The following is a 20209-nucleotide window of genomic DNA, read 5'->3' as shown; positions in this document are numbered from 1 at the left end:
GTTATTCTTCGTCGAACCAATGGGCACGGGCACGCATGATGAGGTCGCTGGCTTCCTGCTCGGTCAAGCCGGCGATTTCCGCCAGTTCGTCCGTCGCCAATTCGGCCAGATCGTCACGCGTATGCACTTGACGCTCGGCCAGCTTGGCAGCCAGTTCGGGCGTCATGCCTTCGAGTTCAAGCAAATCCTGTGCGGTCTCAAGGCGCTCTTCCTGGGCAATCGCCTCGGTCAGCAGCGCATTGCGGGCACGGGCGCGCAATTCATTGATGGTGTCTTCGTCAAAGGCCTCGATTTCCAGCAATTCCTGCATGGGAACGTAGGCGATTTCCTCGATACCGGTAAAACCTTCATCGATCAGGATGTCGGCGACTTCTTCGTCGACGTCCAGCTTGCTCATGAACGTGGTGCGCAGGCCCGAACGCTCGACTTCCTGGCGGTTCAGGCTTTCTTCCGGCGTCATGATGTTGATCTGCCAGCCCGTCAGCTCGGAAGCCAGGCGGACGTTCTGACCCTTGGCGCCGATGGCCTTGGGCAGGTTTTCCTCGTCCACCACGACGTCCATCGCGTGCTTGTCCTCGTCGACGACGATGGACTCGACGTTGGCCGGCGCCAGGGCGCCGATGACGAACTGCGCGGGGTCTTCCGACCACAGCACGATGTCGACCTGCTCGCCGCCCAGCTCGTTGCGCACCGCGGTCACGCGCGAACCGCGCATGCCGACGCACGTGCCGATCGGATCGATACGCTTATCGTATGCCACCACGGCGATCTTCGCACGCACCCCGGCGTCGCGGGCGGCCGCCTTGATCTCCAGCAGACCCTGCTCGATCTCGGGGACTTCGTTCTCGAAGAGCTGGCGGATGAACTCGGGCGAGGTGCGCGACAGGATCACCTGCTGGCCGCGCGCGGCGTGGTCGACACGCAACACAAAGGCGCGGACGCGGTCGGCCACCCGGAGGTTTTCCTTCGGGATCATCTCGGAACGCGGCAGGCGCGCTTCGATCTTGCCGGTCTCGATGATGGCGTCGCCCTTGTCCATGCGCTTGATGGTGCCGGACACGATGGTTTCGCCGCGTTCCAGGAAGTCGTTCAGCACCTGTTCGCGCTCGGCGTCGCGGATCTTCTGCAGGATGGCCTGCTTGGCCGCCTGCGCGCCGATGCGGCCGAACTCGATGGGTTCGAGCGGCTCTTCGATGTACTCGCCTTCCTGGATGCCGGGGACGATTTCCTGCGCGTCCGACAGCATTTCCTGCTTGTCGGGTTCTTGCAGGCCCGCCTCGTCGGGCACGACCAGCCAGCGGCGGAAACCTTCGTGATCGCCGGTTTCCCTATCGATGGCGACACGGATGTCCGCATCATCTTTGAAGCGTTTTTTCATCGCCGAGGCCAGCGCGCTTTCCAGCGCGCCGAACACGACGTCGCGCGTGACGTTCTTTTCACGCGCCAAGGCATCGACCAACAGAAGAATTTCGCGACTCATCGCTTTTTGCCCTTGAAATCCAGAACGGGATCCAGTTTTGCACGTTCGATGTCTTCGACCGTGAAATTCAACACCTGGACTTCGTTCTTTTTTGCCTCAAATTCGAGACCGAACACGGTCTTGTGCACCCCAGCAGCCGCGTCGGAGGCCGCGGCGCCGTCGTCTTCGGGCACGGTCAACGTGCCGGAAAAGACCTTGCGTCCGTCCAATGCCTCGCGCAGCTTGATTTCGATGCGCTCGCCTGCGAAACGGCGGAAATCGGCCTCGTTGCGCAGCGGGCGGTCCACGCCCGGCGAACCGACTTCCAGCCGCTTGTAATCGATGTTCTCGACTTCAAACACCCGCGACAATTGGCGGGACACCTGCTCACAGTCTTCGATGCGCACACCGCCGACCCGATCGATCGTGACGCGCAAAAGGCCCAGGGCGGCACGCTCGACGTCCACGAGTTCGACGTCCATGCCGGCCAGAGCCTCTTTGGTCAATGCGAATAAATCAGCCATATACTCAAAAAAAATGGGCTGCACGCCCAGCCCACCGTATTGCACAGCGCCCAGCCGCTACCCTACTGCACGTAAGGAGCAATGCCGGGCAGTGCCCTATATTGCGACCTAAATTTTGGCTTGCGCCGCCCGGTCCGCCGCCGTCTGCATCGCCGGCGCTGTCCCGCCGCTTTCCAGGAAAGCGCAATGCGGCGGCTTCGTCGATCAAACCGCCCATGCAGCCAAAGCACAGGCAAAGACGCGAAGCCATGAAAACCATTGATTTTACCAGATAAACTGGAAAAACGCCTGATTCGTCACGGGCTTACGTTTATATGGGACACATCGCCCCCGGCGGCGCGGCCAGCGCGCCGCCCGCGGGCCTCAACGTCCCCGGTGGCTGCGCCCACCCATCACGCCAAGGCGGGACTCGTGAGCCGAAGCGCCCCGCGGCTGCCAATCGTCGCCCCGCGGCGCGGCGCCGCTGCGTTGCGCCCGCGGCTTGCCGCCAGCGCCCGGCCCCTTGTTGCCGCCGGAGCGCGCGCCTTCGGCCTTGTTTCCGCCGCGGCCGCCCGCGGCCGGCTTGCCAGCGCGGCCGGCATTGCCGCCGCGCGGACCCGCCGGCTTGCCGCTGCCCGATTTACCGCCGGCGGCCTTGCGGCCGGCGCCGGCCGGCGCCTCCGCGACATTGCCGGACGCGGCGTTGCCCGAGGGGCCGCCGGCCGACGCGGCGCGCGGACCGCGCCCCTGCCCTTGCCCCTTGCCGCCGGATTTACCCCCCGGCCGGCCGCCCGCCTTGCCGCCCGCGGCCGACGGACGTCCGCCGGCGGGCTTGCCGCCGCTCTTGCGGTTTCCGCCTTCTCCGGCGAGCGGATGGCCATTGGCATAACCGCCCGCGATCATCAGGCCGGTTCCGAAAGGATCGGACGGACACGCCGCCGCCTGGCCCGCGCTGCCCTGACGGCCGCCTTGCAGCTTGCCGCGGCGGCCGATGCGGGCGCCGTTCATGCCGTTGCGGTCCATCGTGCCGAAGCCCGGAGGCAAGGCGCTGTCATGGGATTGGGGCTGCTTCGAGCGGCGGCGGTTGCCGCCGGAATCGTCGTCTTCGCGCAACAGTCCAAGCTGGACCATCAGCGCGGTGACCAGCGAAGGATCCAGTTCGTCCCAGCGGCCGCGGCGCAGCGTGCGGGGCAGGACGATATCGCCGAAGCGCGTGCGGATCAGCCGGCTGACCGTGACGCCCACCGCCTCGAACATGCGGCGGACTTCACGGTTGCGGCCTTCCTGCAGGGTGACGCGGTACCAGCGGTTGCTGCCGTCGCCGCCCAGGTAGTCCAGGGAACCGAACGCGGCCAGGCCGTCGTCCAGTTCGATGCCATCGACCAGGGACTGGCGCTGCGCCTCGTCCATCTCGCCCAGCACCCGGACGGCGTACTCGCGCTCCGTGCCGTAGCGCGGATGCATGATGCGGTTGGCCATGTCGCCGGAGGTCGTGAAGATCAGCAGGCCTTCGGTGTTCAGGTCCAGGCGGCCGACCGACAGCCACTTGCCGGTGCGCAGCTTGGGCAGGCGCGCGAAGACGCTCGCGCGGCCGCCCGGGTCGTCGTGGCTGACGATCTCGCCCGCGGGCTTGTGATAGAGGATCACGCGCGGCGGCTTCTTGGTGTTCGTCCGCACGATGGGCTTGCCGTTGACGCGGACCTGGTCGTTGGGCGCCACGCGCTGGCCGATGTGCGCCGGTTCGCCGTTGACCGACACGCGGCCCGCGACGATCAGTTCTTCCATTTCGCGCCGCGATCCGATGCCCGCGTCCGCCAGCACCTTGTGCAGCTTGGGCATGACCGCTTCGCTGTTCAGGTACTTGCCCAGCCGCTGCTCCATGCGGTCCGCCGTATCCAGGTACGCCAGGGCCTGCTCGGCTTCCTGCTCGCTGCCGCGGGAATCCGGGGACTCGACCGGGGCTGCGGCCTCGGCCGCGGCGGGCTGCGCATCACCGGCGGGCGCCTGCTCGACCGAAGCGTCGCCGCGGCGGCGGCGGAAAGGCGTTCTCAGCTTGCGGCCGCGCCCGCGCGCGCCGGCCTCGCCTTCGGCCGCGGGCTCGCGCGCCGCGGAAGATTCCGGCTGGCCGCTCGAAACGGCATCATCCGAACGGGGATCGTCGTCCTGCATTGTTGTATTCGTTGTCACTGGGACAGCTCCGAATTTCAAACTTGGGGGGGCCTGCCGGGGGCAGGCTCGTCATCATCTGGGGATACCGGCTCTCGGTCGGCCTCGGGCCGCTCGGGGCCTGCCTCGTCCGATTCCGGGGAGGCGGCATCCGGGCCAGGCCGAACAGGATCGGCAAGACCGGAAGCGGGCTCATGCCCGGCAGCGGCAGGCGCCGCGGTATCGGTCTCGTCAATCGGGTCGGTCGGTTCCGCGTGTTTTGCGTTCTCGACGCTTTCCTTTGCAGCACCGGCCTCTGGGGCGTCGGCGGCCATATTGGAAATGTCGCTGCCAGCCTCGCCGTCGGGAAAACCGGGCATGGCTGGCGTATCGGACAAGCCTTCGGCTTGCTCCCGGACGGTGGATTCGTCTGCGGGATCCGCGCCTTCTTCTGTGCGCGAAGCAGCGAATTCTACGCTATCGGCCGGGTCTATGGGTATATCGTGTTCCGAAACAGACAATTCCGCAACCGGAATAGCCGCTGCCGGCGCCTCTCCTTCGGCGGTTTCGGCAAGGGCCTCGCCCCCGCCGCCAGCGTCCGCGTCGGCCTCTTCATCGCCGCCGGCCGCGGATTCGCCTTCGGGCGCGGCGTCGCCGCCGGCCTCGGCGCCCTCTTCCACCGGCGCCTCGCCCATCACCTGCTGGACTTCGCCCAGGTCCAGGCCGGCAAGCGCCGCGGCCGCTTGCGCGGACTCCAGCGCGGGCAGTTCGTCCAGCGCGCGCAGGCCCAGATCGTCGAGGAACTGGCGCGTCGTGCCGAACAGGGCGGGACGCCCGGGCGCGTCGCGGTGGCCGATGACCTCGATCCAGCCCCGGTCTTCCAGGGCCTTCACGATCTGCGAAGACACGGTCACGCCGCGGATGTCTTCGATGTCGCCCCGGGTCACCGGCTGGCGCCAGGCCACGATGGCAAGCGTTTCCATCACGGCGCGGGAATACTTGGGCGGCTTCTCGGGGTTGAGCCTTTCAAGGTAGCGCTGCATGCGCGGACGGCTCTGGAAGCGCCATCCCGTCGCCAGTTGCACCAGCTCCAGGCCCCCATCGGCCCAGTTGTTCTGAAGCGTCTCCAGCAGCGCGCGCAGCACGCTATTGTCGAATTGCTCATCGTCCCCGAATAGCTTGCGCATTTCGGACAGTTGCATCGGCTGCGCCGCGCACAGAAGCGCGGTTTCCAGCACGATTATTGCCTCGCTATCGTTCATCGACATTCAAATTCAAAAGGGCTAACTTGCGCCGGGTTGGAAATAAGGCTACTATTCATTTCTCAGACGCGGGGTGGAGCAGTCTGGCAGCTCGTCGGGCTCATAACCCGAAGGTCGTAGGTTCAAATCCTGCCCCCGCAACCAAATTGATCGAGGCCTGGCGAATTCGCCGGGCCTTTTTCATTTGCGCGGCCCGTGTACGCACAAAAACCCGTACACGAACCCACGCGCAGGTCCAAGCACAGACCCACGCACAAACCCGCACACAGCCCGCACGCAAACCCGCAGCCGCCGCCAGGCGCACCGCCTCGATGGCGGGCCAGCAACAGACAGCGTTGGTTTGCGAAGTTCTCATGGATTCCTGTGTTTACCGCCACCCGCCCCGGCCGTGCGCCGAAACGGCCGCGCGATCGAGCCTGGGCGGAATGCCCGCCGCGACCGTGCGCGGCGAACACCTTAAGCAAATTCCGGAAAAGCTGGCACAAATTGCCAACAAGCCTGCGAAGCACGCCGGCAACCCGGCGCCGCCTTTCGCGGCAATCGATATCAAGGACCTGAATCGCCAGGCAATGGACGCTGCGGCGCGGCGGGCGAACCGCCACAATCCGAAAAGCCCGATGCGCCTCCCCTCGTGCATCCGGAAACCGGTTCCGCGATGCCGCGGCTCATTCCCGAGCCGAACTACGATTCTTAGATGTTTTCCAGCCCGGCCAACCGCGCCAGGCCCGTTCAAGCCGTCGCCAAATTATACCGTCAACTACTCCGCCCTCAAGCGCCCGCCCCGCCGCCCGGGGGCGGGCAGTTACGCGGCGGGCTTGTCCCACGGCGTGGATTCCAATCGCTCCACCAGGAAATCCAGCATGGAACGCAGGATCAGCGGCATCTGCCGGCGCGAGGCATAAATGCCGTAGATGCCCAGTTCCTGGGGCTTGCTGTGGGTCAGGATGGCCCGCAGGCGGCCGGCCGCCACATCTTCGGCGGCATAGTAGGTCGGCAGCATGGCTATGCCCGCGCCTTCCAGGGCAGCCCGCGCCAGGACGGACACCTCGTTCGCGCTGATGTTGCCGCTTACCGGCACGTCCACGGGTTCGCCGTCGCGCTCGAAACGCCACAAGCTCTTGCCGAAATACGAATGGGTCAGGCAATTGCGCAGGGACAGGTCCTCGATTCGCGCCGGCACGCCTTCGCGCTCCAGGTATTCCGGCGAGGCGCAGACCACCGAACGGCAAACCGCCAGCTTGCGCGCGATCAGGTTGGGATCCAGGTCATTGGTGATGCGCACGGCCAGATCGACGCGTTCTTCCACCAGGTTGACGGCGCGATCGACCAGCATCAGGTCCACCGACGTGCCCGGATGCCGCTTGACGTACTCGGTGATGGCGCTGGCCAGGTGCCGGGAACCGAACGACATGCTGGTGGTGATGCGCAACAGGCCGCGCGGCGTATCTTCGGGCGTGGCGACCGCGCTGCGCAGGTCCCCCACCATGTCCAGCATCTGCCGGCACCGCGGCAATGTCTCGGCGCCGGCCGGAGTCAGGCTGAGGCGGCGCGTCGTGCGGTGCAGCAAGCGCACGCCGATCCACTGCTCCATTTCCGCCAGATAGCGCGACACCATGGCGCGCGACATGTCCAGATGCACCGCCGCCGCCGACAGGCTGCCCCTGTCGGCGACCTCGACGAACACCTGCATGGCTTTCAGACGATCCATGATTGTCTCGATTCTTGCACCAGACCGATCGGTTATACCGTATTTCCGTGCAACACCGACATCGGAAATCAGGAAGCGCCCCGGCAACGGTCAGGCGGACAGTTGGCCCAGCGCCTCGCAAATAGCGTCCCGGACCTCGCCGCCATCCAGCCCGCGCAGGATGCAGACCAGCCGCGACGAGCGATCGTCGTCGGGCCATTGGGCCAGGGTGAGGATCGGATAGAGTTCGCCATGCACGCCATGCACCTCGCACGGCAGGGCTTCGCCCTCGAAGCGCACCAGCCCCTTCATCCGCAGCAGGCCCGACCCGAAACGTTCCTGGATCCGCGAGATCCCGGCAAGAAAGGCCGCCCGGCCCACGGGCGCTTCCAGGACCAGCGAAAAGCTGGCCACCTCCGCATGGCCGCCCGGCGGCGTCGCGGAAAAGGGCCGCAGCCAATTCGAAAGCGCGGCGCCGTCGCGCCGGGCGCGCGCACCGGGCCCGTCCCGCAGCACGCCGGCCAGGGGCGCGTCGAGCCGCTGCACGCAGCGCTGCGCGCCAGGATTGACGGCAACGACGGCCTGCTCGGCACGGCGCAATTGCCCGGCGTCGGCCAGGTCCGATTTGCTGAACACCACGGCGTCCGCCAAAGCCAGTTGCCGCGACGCTTCGGGCTGCGCGGCCAGTTGCTCCGCGCCATGGCGCGCGTCCACCAGAACGATCGCCCCCCGGTACGCGTAGCGTTCGGACAGGAAACGGTCGTGCTTGAGCGTGAACAGGATGGGCGCGGGATCCGCCAGCCCGCTGGTTTCGATCAGCACGCGGCGAAACGGCTTGATCCGGCGGCCAAGCGCCAGCATGAACAGGTCGCGCAAGGCATCCACCACCGCGCCGCTGACCGCGCAGCACAGGCATCCGCCCTCGACCAGCACGACGTTGTCCCGCGCCTGCCGGACCAGATGATGGTCGACGCCCACGTCGCCGTACTCATTGACGATCACGACCGCGTCGGCATAGGCGGGATCGCGCAGCAGGCGATTCAGAAGCGTAGTCTTGCCGCTGCCCAGGAACCCGGAAATCACCGTTACGCCGATGCGCTTGTCGCCATCCTGCTTGTCGTCTTTCATACGAACCCTCCGATGGGCCCTGCCCCGGCTCCGGCCACGAAGCGGCGAAAACCAAAAGGGCCATTCACTTGCGTGAATGGCCCTGAATTCTTTGGCTCCCCGAGCTGGGCTCGAACCAGCGACCTGCGGATTAACAGTCCGTCGCTCTACCGACTGAGCTATCGGGGAACTGCTAAGAAACGAGATTATGAACGAAATTTTTGGCTCGTGCAAGTTCGCACTTTTTTTGCATTTTTCGTCCGCCCGGTTTCACATCGGCAAAAAACTCTGATATGATTTCGGTCTTTCCAGATCGCCCCCCAAAAACAAGGGCACGAGAAAGAAAAAAGCAAGAAAACGAAGATGTTTTGCTTCCCCGTTTCGGGCATCGCCAGGAACGAAGCAAATGGTCTTGCCGGCATAGCTCAGTTGGTAGAGCAGCGCATTCGTAATCGCAACGCGATTGCTATGATGCGAGGCCCCCGAGGTAAGCACGACAAGGCTTTCGGGCCGCCAGCGGTCCGATGGCAAGATAGTACGGACACGGTTTAGAGTTTTAGGTTTCGCCGCTTTAGCTCAGTTGGTAGAGCAGTTCATTCGTAATGAAAAGGTCGCCAGTTCGAATCCGGCAAGCGGCACCAAAAAAGTGAGAAGGGCCACCCAAACGGGTGGCCCTTTTTGCTTTGCATATGGGGAATGAAAAGAGCCGCTGTCATGCGGCTCTTTTCACTGTATCAACGGTATCACAGCGTCAGGACGGACTGCTGGCGGTATTCGTCCAGAGGTATGGACTCTCCCGCAACGATCCGCTCATAGAGCTCTTTCATCGCTTCCGGCGTCATGCCCTTGTCGAGGAACCGGAAGGCGGAGGCCCCCACGTACTCAGGCAGGGCTTCGAACGTCATCCAGCGGCGCCCTTCCACCTCTGCCACCTGGCCCGTGGTGTTCGAGCCGCCGAAGATGTCCACGACGAGGTCGTCGGGATCAGTCAACATGCGGATGAAGAACTCGGGCAGCTTCGCGGGGAAGCGTGCCGGATGCCCCTTGATGCCGACGGCCTTGCAGCCCGATAGGTATTGCCCGTTGGACTCTGAGTTCGAGATTTGCAGGAGATTGGGCGGGATCGCTCCCCCGTTGTCCTTTGCAAAGCCTTTGCCTATGTCATGCCCCGAAGGCCGGACTTTCGGCGTGTAGAACTTATCCGGGTCCTCGATCAGCTTCTTCATGCGATCGCTGTACGGCGCGAGAACCTTGGTGATGTCAGACTTAGGCCACTCGGTTTTGCTGAACCACCACACCGTATTGACCGAGTCCTTCGCCCGCAGCTTCCGTTTATTCACCCACTCGATCGGGCTCGGCAGCTTGGAAGGATTGAACCAGTAGAAGTCTTCCGCCAAGAAGAATTCCAACTCGTCCACCATGCGGATCATCACGCGGAAGTTGTAAAGGCTGCGGGCGGGCACTCCCTTCATGTAGGCCCCACCGAAGTCCACGACGAAGCTCCCGTCATCCTTTAGCTTCTGGTGCACTAGCTTCGCGAACTCAAGAAACCAGTCGATGTATTCGTGCTGATCGAGGTTCCCGTACTCCTTCTGCCGTTGCAGAGCGAAAGGGGGGCTCGTCATCACTAGGTTGACGCTGTTGTCGGGAAGCGCGGCCAGGAGCTCGCGAGAGTCGCCGACGTAGGTTCCCCCCTTTTGGGTGAAGTAGGCCGGAGAAAAAGCGTCAATCATGTTGTGTGCTACTCATAGTCTGTAGATTCATCGTCATCATGTGTTGATTATCCCGCGTATGGAGAAAAAACAGAATTCCTCCGCATCGAGGCGATATGTCGCTTTGAACCTACGGAGGATGCGGGAGCAACTTGGTTTGTCGCAGGAGGCCCTGGCCGATGCGGCGGGACTTCATCGCACCTACGTCGGGTCGGTGGAGCGTGGTGAACGAAACATCTCCATCGACAACATCGACCGGCTTGCCATTGCTCTGAACGTGTCTCCCGCTTCACTGCTGGAGAAACCAAACCAATGACGCTCAAGCCGCACGAAGACTACCAACGCCTACAAGCCGCATGGCCCTCTGTCGAGGAATACCAGCGACTGGCAACCAAGCATGGCATCGATGACATCTTCCAGGACAACGGAGGCAAGCTGCTCCAGGTCCTTCTCCTGCTCGGCCTCCGCATCATTCCCGGCCGTGAGGGTAATGATGCCGTGGATGCCGACGGGCGCGAGTACGAACTGAAGTCGGTCAACATCGAGCTGACCAAGGGCTTCTCGACCCACCACCACATGAACCCCGTCATTATCGCTAAATATCGGCAGGTTCCGTGGGTTTTCGCCATCTATCGCCATATCGCGCTCCAGGCCGTGTACATCTTGGAGCCCGAGAACCTCGAGTTCTATTTCCAGAAGTGGGAGGAAAAGTGGCACGCGGATGGGAATAAGGACATCAATAACCCGAAAATCCCCGTCAAATACGTGATCGAGAACGGTAAGCTCCTGCACGGGGAGACTCCCGACCTGTCGGCCCGTCGCCAAGTGCAGCCGACCCCGCCGGATGCGGCGGGCTTCGAACCAGACGAAGTCTAGGATAGCCGCACGAACTCACCAGGCGGCCCGTGCCGCATCCGGGATGCGTCGGCCCCGATACCGAGCAGCTCGCCTAGCTGCACGCCCTCCTCGACGGCGCGCTCGCCACCGCCCAGGAGGCGGCCGCGCTCCTTCGCCTCACCTACCCCCCCCCCCGAAGTCGGGGGGCTGAACCTGGGCGTGCGCCTGCCCGCCAACGTAGTGGTCGTGGACGTTGACCTGTGCAACTTCGGCGGCGGCGACTCGCAGGTGGACGTACGGCGCATCCCCGTGAGGATCATGAACAGGTGCAGGTCGCGCCGGACGGGGCCGCTTCAGAACGGCCTCGCCCCACGCCTTGAGCCTGTCGGCGTGCCTGCTTGGCGTCGAGCGCCGGGCGGTCGCCGAGCTTCGTGCGGACCTGCTTGCCGTTAACTAGGGACTGAACATAGAAGCAGCTCCTTGTTGGTGGGCCACGGCACGAACACGCTTTCTGACCACAAGATGCTGTGTTCAGGCGTACCGTGCGGACCCGGTAAACGCCATTAAGTCATGCATTTTTCTGGTTGTAAGCGGCCCCAGAGCGTCTGATTCCAAATCATGGCAAGATACGCACGGCCCGATTCGTAATGCGAAGGTCGTAGGTTCGACTCCTATTGCCGGCACCAGAATTCCAAAAGCAGCCCCTCGGGCTGCTTTTTCATTTCCGCCCCTGCCCGCGCCCGCCGCGGGAACTCCCGCCCGCCGCCGCGCGTCCAACTTGCCGGACCATCCCTGCGGACACCGCCATGCGCATTCTCCTAGTCGAAGACGACATCATGATCGGCGAAAGCGTCCTGGACTGCCTGCGCGCGGAGCACTATGCCGTCGATTGGGTCAAGGACGGCAACGCCGCGGATCTCGCGCTGCGCACCGACGCCTACGACCTGGTTCTCCTGGACCTGGGCCTGCCCAGGCGCGACGGGCTCGCGCTGCTGCGCGACCTGCGCGGACGCAAGGACCGCACGCCGGTGCTGATCGCCACCGCGCGCGACGCGGTCAGCGACCGCGTCGCCGGGCTGGACGCCGGCGCCGACGACTACATCGTCAAGCCCTACGACGTGGACGAATTGCTGGCGCGCATGCGCGCGCTGATCCGGCGCAGCGCGGGCCGCGCCGAACCCGTGTTCGAGCACGAGGGCATCACCATCGACCCGCAGTCCCATGCCGCCATGGTGGACGGCGCCCCCGTGACGCTGACCGCCCGCGAATGGGCCGTGCTGGAGCCGCTGATCGCGCGCCCCGGCATGATCTTCTCGCGGGCCCAACTGGAAGAAAAACTGTATAGCTGGAAAGACAGCGTCAGCAGCAACGCGGTTGAGGTTTATATTCATGGCCTGCGCAAGAAACTGGGTCCGAACCTGATCCAGAACGTCAGAGGCGTCGGCTATGTCATCCCCAAAACATGAGCATTCCGCTTAGCTATTCGCTGAGGGCCCGGCTGCTTTTCTTCCTGCTGGCCGCCATCGTGGTCGGCGCGCTGGTGCAGGGCGCGATCGCCTATCGCAGCACGCTGGCGCAGGCCGACGACATTTTCGATTCGCTGCTGCAGCGCACCGCGCTGTCGCTGGGCACCGGCGACGGGCTGCTCAGCGCGGGGCCGCGCCATGCGCGCGGCGCGGGCTCGCCGGTGGCCGACGACCTCATCATCCAGATCTGGACGCCAGACGGCGTGCGGGTTTTCAATTCGCGCTCGCGCCGCCCGCTGCCCGACCAGATCGTCCTGGGATTCTCCGACGCCAGGATGGAAGGCAGCACGTATCGCGTGTATTCCCTGGCCACGCCCTTCCAGGTGATCCAGGTCGCCCAGGACATGGACGTGCGCAAGAACATGGCGCGCTCGCTGGCGCTGCGCACCGTCGCGCCGATCGCGGCCGCCGCCCCGCTGCTGATGCTGATCGTCTGGTGCGTGGTCAGTTGGTCGCTGCGGCCGGTGAAACGGGCACGCGCGCAGGTGGCGGCGCGGCAGCCCGAGGATCTCTCGCCCGTCAGCGTGCAGGGGCTGCCCGATGAAATCCGGCCGCTGGTCCTGGAACTGAACCTGCTGCTGGAGCGCATGCGCGGCGCCTTCGCGCGGCAAAGGCAATTCGTGGGCGATGCCGCGCACGAACTCCGGTCCCCGCTTGCCGCGCTGCGCCTGCAACTGCAGGCCCTGCAGCGCGCGGGCGACGCGGACGGGCGCCGGCTGGCCGAGCAGCGCCTGGCCGCCGGCATCGACCGCGCCACGCGCCTGGTGGAGCAACTGCTGTCCATGGCGCGCCATGAAGGCGCGGCCGACCAGGCGCCCGCCGAGCCCGTGGACCTGGCGGACGTGCTGCGGCAGTCGCTGTCCGAGACGCTGCCCCAGGCCAACGCGAAATCGATCGCCGTGGACCTGGACGGCGCGCCGCAGGCCTGGGTGCACGGCCACCGGGACGCGCTGGCGCTGCTGGCCCGCAACCTGCTGGACAACGCGGTCAAGCACACGCCCGCCGGCAAGCGGATCCGCCTGCGGCTGGAACAGGCGCCCGGGCAGGCCACGCTGCTGATCGACGACGAAGGCCCCGGCATCGCGCCGGAGGAACGCGAACGCGTGTTCGACCGCTTCTACCGCGTCGAGGGCAATACCCAGCCCGGCAGCGGCCTGGGGCTGGCGATCGCGCGCGCCATCGCCACCCGGCACGGCGCGACGATCGAGCTGCAAGACGCGCCGTCGGGCCAGGGCCTGCGCGTGAAGGTGGTTTTTCCCGCTTAAGTTTCCCCTAAGTGTCAGGCCCGAACATAGCGCCATGTCCTTCAACATGAACGCAGGAGCCGACATGAAGACCTCCCAAATGAAACCCTCGCGCCTGGTGATGGCGCTGCTGGCCGCCGGCGCCATCGGCGGCGCCGGCGCAACCGCCGTCATCGGCGGCGTTTCGATGGCGGCCGGCGCGCCGGCCGCCTCCGCCCCCTTCCAGGCGGCCAGTCAGTCCACCCCGCCCAACTTCGCGCAGATCACGCGCGACTACGGGCCGGCCGTGGTGAACATCAGCGTCAGCGGCACCCGCAAGGTATCCGCCGACGACGGCGACCCGTTCGCCCAATTCTTCGGCCAGTTCCCGGGCGGGCGCGGGCAGATGCCTTCGCGCGAAGTGCCCATGCGCGGCGAAGGCTCCGGCTTCATCGTCAACAGCGACGGCATCATCCTGACCAATGCGCACGTGGTGCAGGACGCGAAGGAAGTCACGGTGAAGCTGACGGACCGCCGCGAATTCAAGGCCAAGGTGCTGGGCTCGGATCCGCAGACCGACGTGGCCGTCATCAAGATCGACGCCAGGAACCTGCCCACGGTGAAGGTGGGCGACGTCGGCCAGCTCCAGGTGGGCGAATGGGTGCTGGCCATCGGCTCGCCCTACGGCCTGGAAAACACGGCCACCGCGGGCATCGTCAGCGCCAAGGGCCGTTCGCTGCCCGACGATACGTCGGTCCCCTTCATCCAGACGGACGTGGCGGTCAACCCCGGCAATTCCGGCGGCCCGCTGTTCAACGACCGCGGCGAAGTCGTGGGCATCAATTCGCAGATCTACAGCCGCACCGGCGGGTTCCAGGGCCTGTCGTTCTCGATCCCGATCGACGTGGCCTACAAGATCAAGGACCAGATCCTCGAACACGGCAAGGTGCAGCACGCCAGGCTGGGCGTAACGGTGCAGGAAGTGAACCAGGACCTGGCCGACTCGTTCAAGCTGGACTCGCCTTCGGGCGCGCTGGTGTCCAGCGTCGAAAAGGGCAGCGCCGCCGCCAAGGCAGGCCTGCAACCCGGCGACGTGGTCCGGCAGATCGACGGCAAGACCATCGTGTCCTCGGGGGACTTGGCCTCCACCATCACGCTGGCCTCGCCGGGCGAGAAGATCAAGCTGGACATCTGGCGCAACGGCGCGCACAAGGAACTGGTCGCCACGCTGGGCGGCATCCCCGCGGACAAGGCGCAGGCGTCGGCGGGCGACCAGGAAGTGCAGCGCGGCCAACTGGGCCTGGCGCTGCGGCCGCTGAGCCCGCAGGAACAGCAGGCGGCGGGCGCCGAGGGCCTGCTGATCGAACGGTCCGCCGGGCCGGCCGCCAAGGCCGGGATCGAGCCGGGCGACGTGCTGCTGTCCTTGAACGGGGTGCCCGTGCACAACATCGGGCAGGTCAAGGAAGCCTTGTCCAAGGCCGGCAAGACGGTCGCGCTGCTGGTGCAGCGCGGCGAAGACAAGATCTTCGTGCCGGTGCAGATCGGCTGACGCCGGGCAGCCCCCTTCCCAGGGGGCTGGCGCTATTCCGCGTCGGGCTGCTTGCCCGGCGCGGCCGCGTCGAAGGCCGGCAGTTCGCGGCAGGCGGCGTCGATGCGCACCACGTTGGGCATGGCCGACAGGTCGCAGCCGAAACGCTGCGCATTGGCGACCTGGGGCACCAGGCAGATGTCGGCGATCGTCGGCGCATCCCCGTGGCAGAAGCGGCCGGTGGCGCCGGAGTGCGCCAGTTGCGCTTCCAGGGCTTCCAGGCCCTGGCGCACCCAGTGCTGGTACCAGGCGGTCTTGGCGTCCTCGTCCACGCCCAGCGTGTGCTTCAGGTACTTCAGCACGCGCAGGTTGTTCAGTGGATGCGTGTCGCAGGCGATGCCCAGCGCCAGGTCCCGCACGCGCGCGCGGCCGATCGCGTCGGCCGGCAGCAAGGGAACTTGCGGGTGCGTTTCTTCCAGGTATTCGATGATGGCCAGCGACTGCCCGATGACGGCGTCGCCGTCGACCAGCGTCGGCACCAGCCCCGTCGGATTCATCTTGCGGTAGCCGGCCGACAACTGCTGGCCGCCGTCTTTCAGCAGATGCACCGGCAGGTATTCGTAGGGCAGCCCCTTCAGATTCAGGGCGATGCGCACGCGGTACGCGGCCGAACTGCGAAAGTAACTGTACAACTGCATGAAGTCTCCTTTGTCCTGATCCGGGGCCGCCCTCGGCGGCGCCCGCCAGCCTATTCCAGCGATTCCGTCTGCGCCGACTTGCGCGACAGGCCCTTGGGCAACGGGAACGCCACGTTCTCTTCCAGGCCCGGCATGGTGCGCACCGACACCGCGCCCAATTCCTTGACGCGTTCGATCACCTGCTGCACCAGGATCTCCGGCGCGGAGGCGCCCGCCGTCACGCCGATGCGCTTGCGGCCGACCAGCCAGGCGGGGTCGATGGACTGCGCGCCGTCGATCAGGTGCGAGGGCACGCCCTTGCGCTCGGCGACCTCGCGCAGGCGGTTCGAGTTGGAGCTGTTGGGGCTGCCGACCACCAGCACCAGGTCGCAGTCCGGCGCCATCACCTTGACCGCGTCCTGGCGGTTCTGGGTGGCGTAGCAGATGTCGCTTTTCTTGGGCTCGACGATGCTGGGAAAGCGCGCCTTCAGGGCCCGGGACACCGCCGCCGCGTCGTCCACGGACAGGGTCGTCTGCGTGACGTAGGCGAGGTTCTCGGGGTCCGTCACCCGCAGGCCGGCGACGTCTTCCACCGTCTCGACCAGGTACATGCCGCCCTGGGCCTGGCCCAGCGTGCCTTCGACCTCGGGATGGCCCTTGTGGCCGATCATGATGATTTCACGGCCCGCCGCGCGCATGCGCGCCACTTCGATGTGCACCTTCGTGACCAGCGGGCACGTGGCGTCGAAGACCTGCAGGCCGCGCGCTTCGGCTTCCGCCCGCACCGCCTTGGACACCCCGTGTGCCGAAAACACCACGATGGAGCCCGAGGGCGCGTCGTCCAGTTCGTCGATGAAAACGGCCCCCTTCGCGCGCAGGTCTTCCACCACGTAGCGGTTGTGGACGATCTCGTGGCGCACGTAGATCGGCGCCCCGTGCAATTCGAGCGCGCGCTCGACGATATCGATGGCACGGTCCACTCCGGCACAGAAGCCGCGCGGCTGCGCCAGCAGGACTTCGGCGTCGGAAGCGGTTACGGCCTGGCTCATCAGAGGACCCCCAGGAGCGCCACGTCGACCCGCAGGCTGATGCCCGCGAGCGGGTGGTTGAAATCGAACAGCGCCGATTCTTCGTTGATTTCCTTCAGGACGCCGGAATAGCGCCCGCCATTGGGCGCGGTGAATTCCACCAGATCGCCCGGCTCGAACGTGGCGTCGGCGCCGGCATGCTCGGAGAGCATCGCGCGTGTGACGCGCTGGATGAGTTCCGGGTTGCGCTCGCCGTAGGCATCGGCCGGCGCCACCGTGACGCTGAAGCGCTCGCCTTCGGCATGGCCGATCAGCGCCGCCTCCATGCCGGGCGCCCATTGGCCGCTGCCGAGCTGCAGCGTGCCGGGCCGGCCGTCGAAGGTGTCGGCGAACACCGAATCCTTGCCCGGGCCCGAGGCCAGCGTAATCCGGTAGTGCAGCGTCAGGTAGGAATCCGGACGGACCAAAACGTTCACTTCATTAGAGGCGGAGCTCAAGATCTGCCACCGTATAGGCAATTGAATAATCCTTGATTTTAGAGCCTCTTATGAAATTGTCCGTCCAGCCGCCAAAACACGAGCGTCCCCGGGAGCGGCTGCTGCGCCACGGAGCCGCCGCGCTCCAGGACGCCGAGCTGCTCGCCATCGCCCTGCGCACGGGCATTCCCGGCCTGCACGTCATGGAACTGGGCAACCGGCTGCTGAGGCAATTCGGCGGCTTGCGGGGCCTGCTGGGGGCCGCGCCCGAGGAACTGATGGCGGCCCCCGGCCTGGGCGCCGCCAAGGCCTGCATGCTGGCGGCCCTGCTGGAACTGGCCCGCCGGGCCATCGAGGAAGAACTGCCCCGGGCCAGCAGCCTGGACCACCCCTTGCAGGTGAAACAATATTGCAAGCTGGCGCTGGGCCACCGCAGGGTGGAACACTGCATCGCCCTCTACCTGGACAACCAGTTGCGCCTGATCGCCACCGGCGAACTCGCGCGCGGCACGCTGTCGCAGGCCTCGGTCTACCCCCGCGAGGTCGTTCGCGAGGCCCTGCGCCACCATGCGGCCGCCCTCATCGTCGCCCACAACCACCCCTCGGGCGTGGCCGAACCCAGCGCCGCCGACCACGGCTTCACCCAACACCTGAAAAAGGCGCTGGCGCTGGTGGACATCAAGCTCGTGGACCACCTCATCGTCGCCGGCGGCACCGTGGTTTCCATGGCCGAACGGGGCAGCCTGTAAAAGCAGCGCCGCGCGCCGGATTTCGTTAGACTACCGCCCGTTATTGCTTTAGGCTTAACCTAATTCCGGCATCACGCGACCTTTTCCGCCCGACATGAAGCGCCTGTGGGATATTTCCCCGCCCGTCTCCGCGGCTTCGCCTGTCTTTCCAGGCGACACGCCGTACCGCCAGCAATGGAAATGGTCGCTTGCGCCCGGCTGTCCGGTCAATGTCAGCGAAATCACGCTGTCGCCGCACATCGGCGCGCACGCGGATGCCCCCCTGCACTACCAGAATGGCGCCGCCGCCATCGGGGCGGTCGCGCTGGAACCGTTCCTGGGGCCTTGCCGCGTCATCCACGCCATCGACTGCGGCCCGCTCATCACGGTCGACCATCTTGCCCATGCCGCCCTGAACCTGCCGCCCCGCGTGCTGGTCCGCACGGCCAAGCATGCGGCCCAGGACTGGTGGACCGACGATTTCTCCGCCTACGCGCCCCAGACCATCGAATGGCTGGCCGAGCGCGGCGTCATGCTGATCGGGCTGGATACCGCCAGCATCGACCCCGCGTCCAGCAAGACCCTGGACAGCCACCACACGATCCTGCGGCGCGACATGCGGGTACTGGAGAACCTGGTGCTCGATGCCGTGCCGGAGGGCGATTACGAGTTGATCGCGTTGCCGTTGGCGCTGGTCCAGGCTGATGCCAGCCCGGTTCGCGCGGTCCTGCGCGAACTGTAGGGCCTGCTGACAGGCCCGGGGCTGGTCCGACGGCCTTTGGGCGGCGGGACGCAATTCCGCCGCTCCGTTCAGGAAGCACCACCATGAGACACCACCTTTCCCCGCGCGCGGCGCTCGCTTGCGCCCGCCTCCACGCGCCAGGCTGGCGCGCGCAGCCCGCATCGGCCCGCCGCGCCGCGCCGCCCTGCCAGGGAGGCCGCGCATGAGCCAGACCGAACGCCCCGAAGACATCGTCCGCGAGGAAAAAGCGCAGTTGGATTTCGCGCGCGACATGACCTACGGCGATTACCTGCACCTGGACGCCCTGCTGGGCGCGCAGCATCCGCTGTCGCCCGAGCACAACGAGATGCTCTTCATCATCCAGCACCAGACCAGCGAGCTCTGGATGAAGCTGATGCTGCACGAGCTGCGCGGCGCCATCGCGAACGTGGCGGCCGACCGCCTGCAGCCCGCGTTCAAGATGCTGGCCCGGGTCAGCAAGATCATGGAACAACTGGTCCACGCCTGGGACGTGCTGGCGACCATGACGCCGCCCGAATACTCGGCGCTGCGCCCCTACCTGGCGCGCTCCAGCGGATTCCAGAGCTACCAATACCGCCAGATCGAATTCCTGCTGGGCAACAAGAACGCGGCCATGCTCAAGCCGCACGGGCACCGCGCGGACCTGCTGACCCAGGTGCAGAGCGCCTACGAGGCCCCCTCGCTGTACGACGAAGCGCTGCGGCTCTTGGCGCGCCAGGGCCTGGACGTGCCGGCCGACCATCTCCAGCGCGACTGGACGCAGCCCTACCAGCCGTCGGAAGGGGTCGAGGCGGCCTGGCTGGCGGTCTACCGGCAACCGGACCGCTACTGGGACCTGTATCAACTGGGCGAAAAACTGACCGACCTGGAAGACGCGTTCCGGCTGTGGCGGTTCCGCCACGTCACCACGGTCGAACGGGTCATCGGTTTCAAGCGCGGCACCGGCGGCACGTCCGGCGTGGCTTACCTACGGCGCATGCTGGAAGTGGTGCTGTTCCCGGAGATCTGGAAGCTGCGCACGGACCTCTGACGGCCGGAGGCGCCCCGGCCCCCTTTTACGCGGGCGGCGCCCGCCGGGGCCGGGCCGCCCATTTCCCCTTGGCCCAGGGAAATTTCCCATGCTAGAATTCAGGGTTACTTTTTGGATACGTGGCTAGAGCCGATGCCGGAAGCTTGGCATCCTACTAGGCTGGCGACCCTAACAACCGAGGAAGGCTCGCAGGAGCCCTAGGAAAGCACCATGAAAGAAGGCATTCACCCCGAATACCGCGAAGTCGTCTTCGCCGATCTGCAAACGGGCAACAAGTTCATCACCCGTTCGACCGTGCAAACGCGCGAAACCATCGATCTCGACGGCAAGACGTACCCGCTCTTCAAGTGCGACGTGACCTCCGAATCGCACCCGTTCTACACGGGCGCCCAGACCCGTATCGTCGAAACCGGCCGCGTGGAAAAGTTCCGCGCCCGTTTCGCCCGTACGGCCGGCACGGTCAAGTCCGCTTCCTGATCCTGTCGCTCCCGCAGGAGCCACAGCAAAAAGGCAGCCTT

The 20209-nt window shown here is 65.9% G+C and carries 19 protein-coding genes and 3 tRNA genes; 11 read left to right on the top strand and 11 right to left on the bottom strand.

Annotated elements, in window-relative coordinates; all coding sequences use genetic code 11:
- Position 1: 1 nt before the first annotated feature.
- The 4 genes from nusA to scpB all read right to left on the bottom strand — a co-directional run bounded on the left by nusA (position 2) and on the right by scpB (position 5375).
- The gene (nusA, locus tag WHX56_RS13205; RefSeq protein WP_129242641.1) at positions 2 to 1480 is read right to left on the bottom strand and encodes a transcription termination factor NusA; all 1479 of its coding nucleotides are present in this window, start codon (positions 1478 to 1480) and stop codon (positions 2 to 4) included.
- Positions 1477 to 1983, bottom strand: coding sequence for a ribosome maturation factor RimP (rimP, locus tag WHX56_RS13200; protein ID WP_287752540.1), 507 nt, complete (start codon positions 1981 to 1983; stop codon positions 1477 to 1479). The genes nusA and rimP overlap by 4 nt, the downstream gene beginning before the upstream one ends.
- A 363-nt stretch (positions 1984 to 2346) precedes the next feature.
- Positions 2347 to 4131, bottom strand: coding sequence for a 23S rRNA pseudouridine(2605) synthase RluB (rluB, locus tag WHX56_RS13195; protein ID WP_338881430.1), 1785 nt, complete (start codon positions 4129 to 4131; stop codon positions 2347 to 2349).
- A gap of 35 nt (positions 4132 to 4166) precedes the next feature.
- Positions 4167 to 5375 carry an SMC-Scp complex subunit ScpB gene (gene scpB, locus WHX56_RS13190; RefSeq protein WP_287751829.1) on the bottom strand — a complete coding sequence of 403 codons (1209 nt, stop codon included), beginning with the start codon at positions 5373 to 5375 and terminating at the stop codon, positions 4167 to 4169.
- A gap of 61 nt (positions 5376 to 5436) precedes the next feature.
- On the opposite strand from scpB, the gene WHX56_RS13185 reads away from it, so the two are divergent.
- Positions 5437 to 5513 (top strand) — tRNA-Met (locus WHX56_RS13185).
- A gap of 658 nt (positions 5514 to 6171) precedes the next feature.
- Here the strand turns inward: WHX56_RS13185 and WHX56_RS13180 are convergent.
- The 3 genes from WHX56_RS13180 to WHX56_RS13170 all read right to left on the bottom strand — a co-directional run bounded on the left by WHX56_RS13180 (position 6172) and on the right by WHX56_RS13170 (position 8352).
- Positions 6172 to 7077, bottom strand: coding sequence for a LysR family transcriptional regulator (locus tag WHX56_RS13180; protein WP_338881429.1), 906 nt, complete (start codon positions 7075 to 7077; stop codon positions 6172 to 6174).
- A 90-nt stretch (positions 7078 to 7167) separates the two neighbouring features.
- Positions 7168 to 8184, bottom strand: a complete 1017-nt coding sequence (locus tag WHX56_RS13175; protein ID WP_338881428.1) for a GTP-binding protein — start codon at positions 8182 to 8184, stop codon at positions 7168 to 7170.
- A gap of 92 nt (positions 8185 to 8276) precedes the next feature.
- Positions 8277 to 8352, bottom strand: a tRNA-Asn gene (locus WHX56_RS13170).
- Positions 8353 to 8728: 376 nt separating this feature from the next.
- Between WHX56_RS13170 and WHX56_RS13165 the strand changes: the two genes are divergently transcribed.
- A tRNA-Thr gene (locus WHX56_RS13165) sits at positions 8729 to 8804 on the top strand.
- 102 nt (positions 8805 to 8906) lie between these two features.
- Here the strand turns inward: WHX56_RS13165 and WHX56_RS13160 are convergent.
- Complete coding sequence (locus WHX56_RS13160; protein WP_129246182.1) at positions 8907 to 9896, bottom strand: DNA-methyltransferase; 990 nt, start codon at positions 9894 to 9896, stop codon at positions 8907 to 8909.
- Between the two features lie 58 nt (positions 9897 to 9954).
- On the opposite strand from WHX56_RS13160, the gene WHX56_RS13155 reads away from it, so the two are divergent.
- From WHX56_RS13155 to WHX56_RS13135, 5 genes are all read left to right on the top strand, one after another.
- Positions 9955 to 10191, top strand: a complete 237-nt coding sequence (locus tag WHX56_RS13155) for a helix-turn-helix domain-containing protein (protein WP_129246184.1) — start codon at positions 9955 to 9957, stop codon at positions 10189 to 10191.
- Positions 10188 to 10751, top strand: a complete 564-nt coding sequence (locus WHX56_RS13150) for a restriction endonuclease (protein WP_338881427.1) — start codon at positions 10188 to 10190, stop codon at positions 10749 to 10751. Before WHX56_RS13155 ends, WHX56_RS13150 begins: the two co-directional genes overlap by 4 nt.
- 767 nt (positions 10752 to 11518) lie before the next feature.
- Entirely contained in the window at positions 11519 to 12178 is a 660-nt protein-coding gene (locus WHX56_RS13145; protein WP_338881426.1) for a response regulator, read from the top strand.
- On the top strand, positions 12175 to 13503 hold the full coding sequence (locus tag WHX56_RS13140; protein ID WP_338881425.1) for an ATP-binding protein: 1329 nt from the start codon (positions 12175 to 12177) through the stop codon (positions 13501 to 13503). The genes WHX56_RS13145 and WHX56_RS13140 overlap by 4 nt, the downstream gene beginning before the upstream one ends.
- Positions 13504 to 13567: 64 nt before the next feature.
- Entirely contained in the window at positions 13568 to 15010 is a 1443-nt protein-coding gene (locus tag WHX56_RS13135) for a DegQ family serine endoprotease (RefSeq protein ID WP_338881423.1), read from the top strand.
- Between the two features lie 32 nt (positions 15011 to 15042).
- On the opposite strand, the gene maiA is transcribed toward WHX56_RS13135, so the two are convergent.
- The 3 genes from maiA to WHX56_RS13120 are packed head-to-tail and all read right to left on the bottom strand — an operon-like array spanning position 15043 to position 17191.
- Positions 15043 to 15687, bottom strand: coding sequence for a maleylacetoacetate isomerase (gene maiA, locus WHX56_RS13130; RefSeq protein WP_338881421.1), 645 nt, complete (start codon positions 15685 to 15687; stop codon positions 15043 to 15045).
- Between the two features lie 50 nt (positions 15688 to 15737).
- Positions 15738 to 16715: a 4-hydroxy-3-methylbut-2-enyl diphosphate reductase gene (gene ispH / locus WHX56_RS13125; RefSeq protein WP_129246196.1), complete on the bottom strand. Its 978-nt coding sequence runs from the start codon at positions 16713 to 16715 to the stop codon at positions 15738 to 15740.
- Positions 16715 to 17191, bottom strand: a complete 477-nt coding sequence (locus WHX56_RS13120; protein ID WP_129246199.1) for an FKBP-type peptidyl-prolyl cis-trans isomerase — start codon at positions 17189 to 17191, stop codon at positions 16715 to 16717. The genes ispH and WHX56_RS13120 overlap by 1 nt, the downstream gene beginning before the upstream one ends.
- Positions 17192 to 17241: 50 nt before the next feature.
- On the opposite strand from WHX56_RS13120, the gene radC reads away from it, so the two are divergent.
- The 4 genes from radC to WHX56_RS13100 all read left to right on the top strand — a co-directional run bounded on the left by radC (position 17242) and on the right by WHX56_RS13100 (position 20168).
- Entirely contained in the window at positions 17242 to 17919 is a 678-nt protein-coding gene (gene radC / locus WHX56_RS13115; RefSeq protein ID WP_129246201.1) for a RadC family protein, read from the top strand.
- Between the two features lie 94 nt (positions 17920 to 18013).
- Entirely contained in the window at positions 18014 to 18640 is a 627-nt protein-coding gene (gene kynB, locus WHX56_RS13110; RefSeq protein ID WP_129246203.1) for an arylformamidase, read from the top strand.
- 202 nt (positions 18641 to 18842) lie between these two features.
- A complete protein-coding gene (gene kynA / locus WHX56_RS13105; protein ID WP_338881418.1) occupies positions 18843 to 19691 on the top strand; it encodes a tryptophan 2,3-dioxygenase in 849 nt (282 codons plus the stop codon).
- Positions 19692 to 19901: 210 nt separating this feature from the next.
- Complete coding sequence (locus tag WHX56_RS13100; RefSeq protein WP_043549053.1) at positions 19902 to 20168, top strand: type B 50S ribosomal protein L31; 267 nt, start codon at positions 19902 to 19904, stop codon at positions 20166 to 20168.
- Positions 20169 to 20209 lie beyond the last annotated feature (41 nt).

The sequence above is a fragment of the Achromobacter veterisilvae genome, assembly GCF_037619525.1.
GTDB classification, from domain to species: domain Bacteria; phylum Pseudomonadota; class Gammaproteobacteria; order Burkholderiales; family Burkholderiaceae_B; genus Achromobacter; species Achromobacter veterisilvae.
Note: the sequence above shows the minus strand (reverse complement) of the source record. Positions and strands in the feature narration are given on the sequence as shown.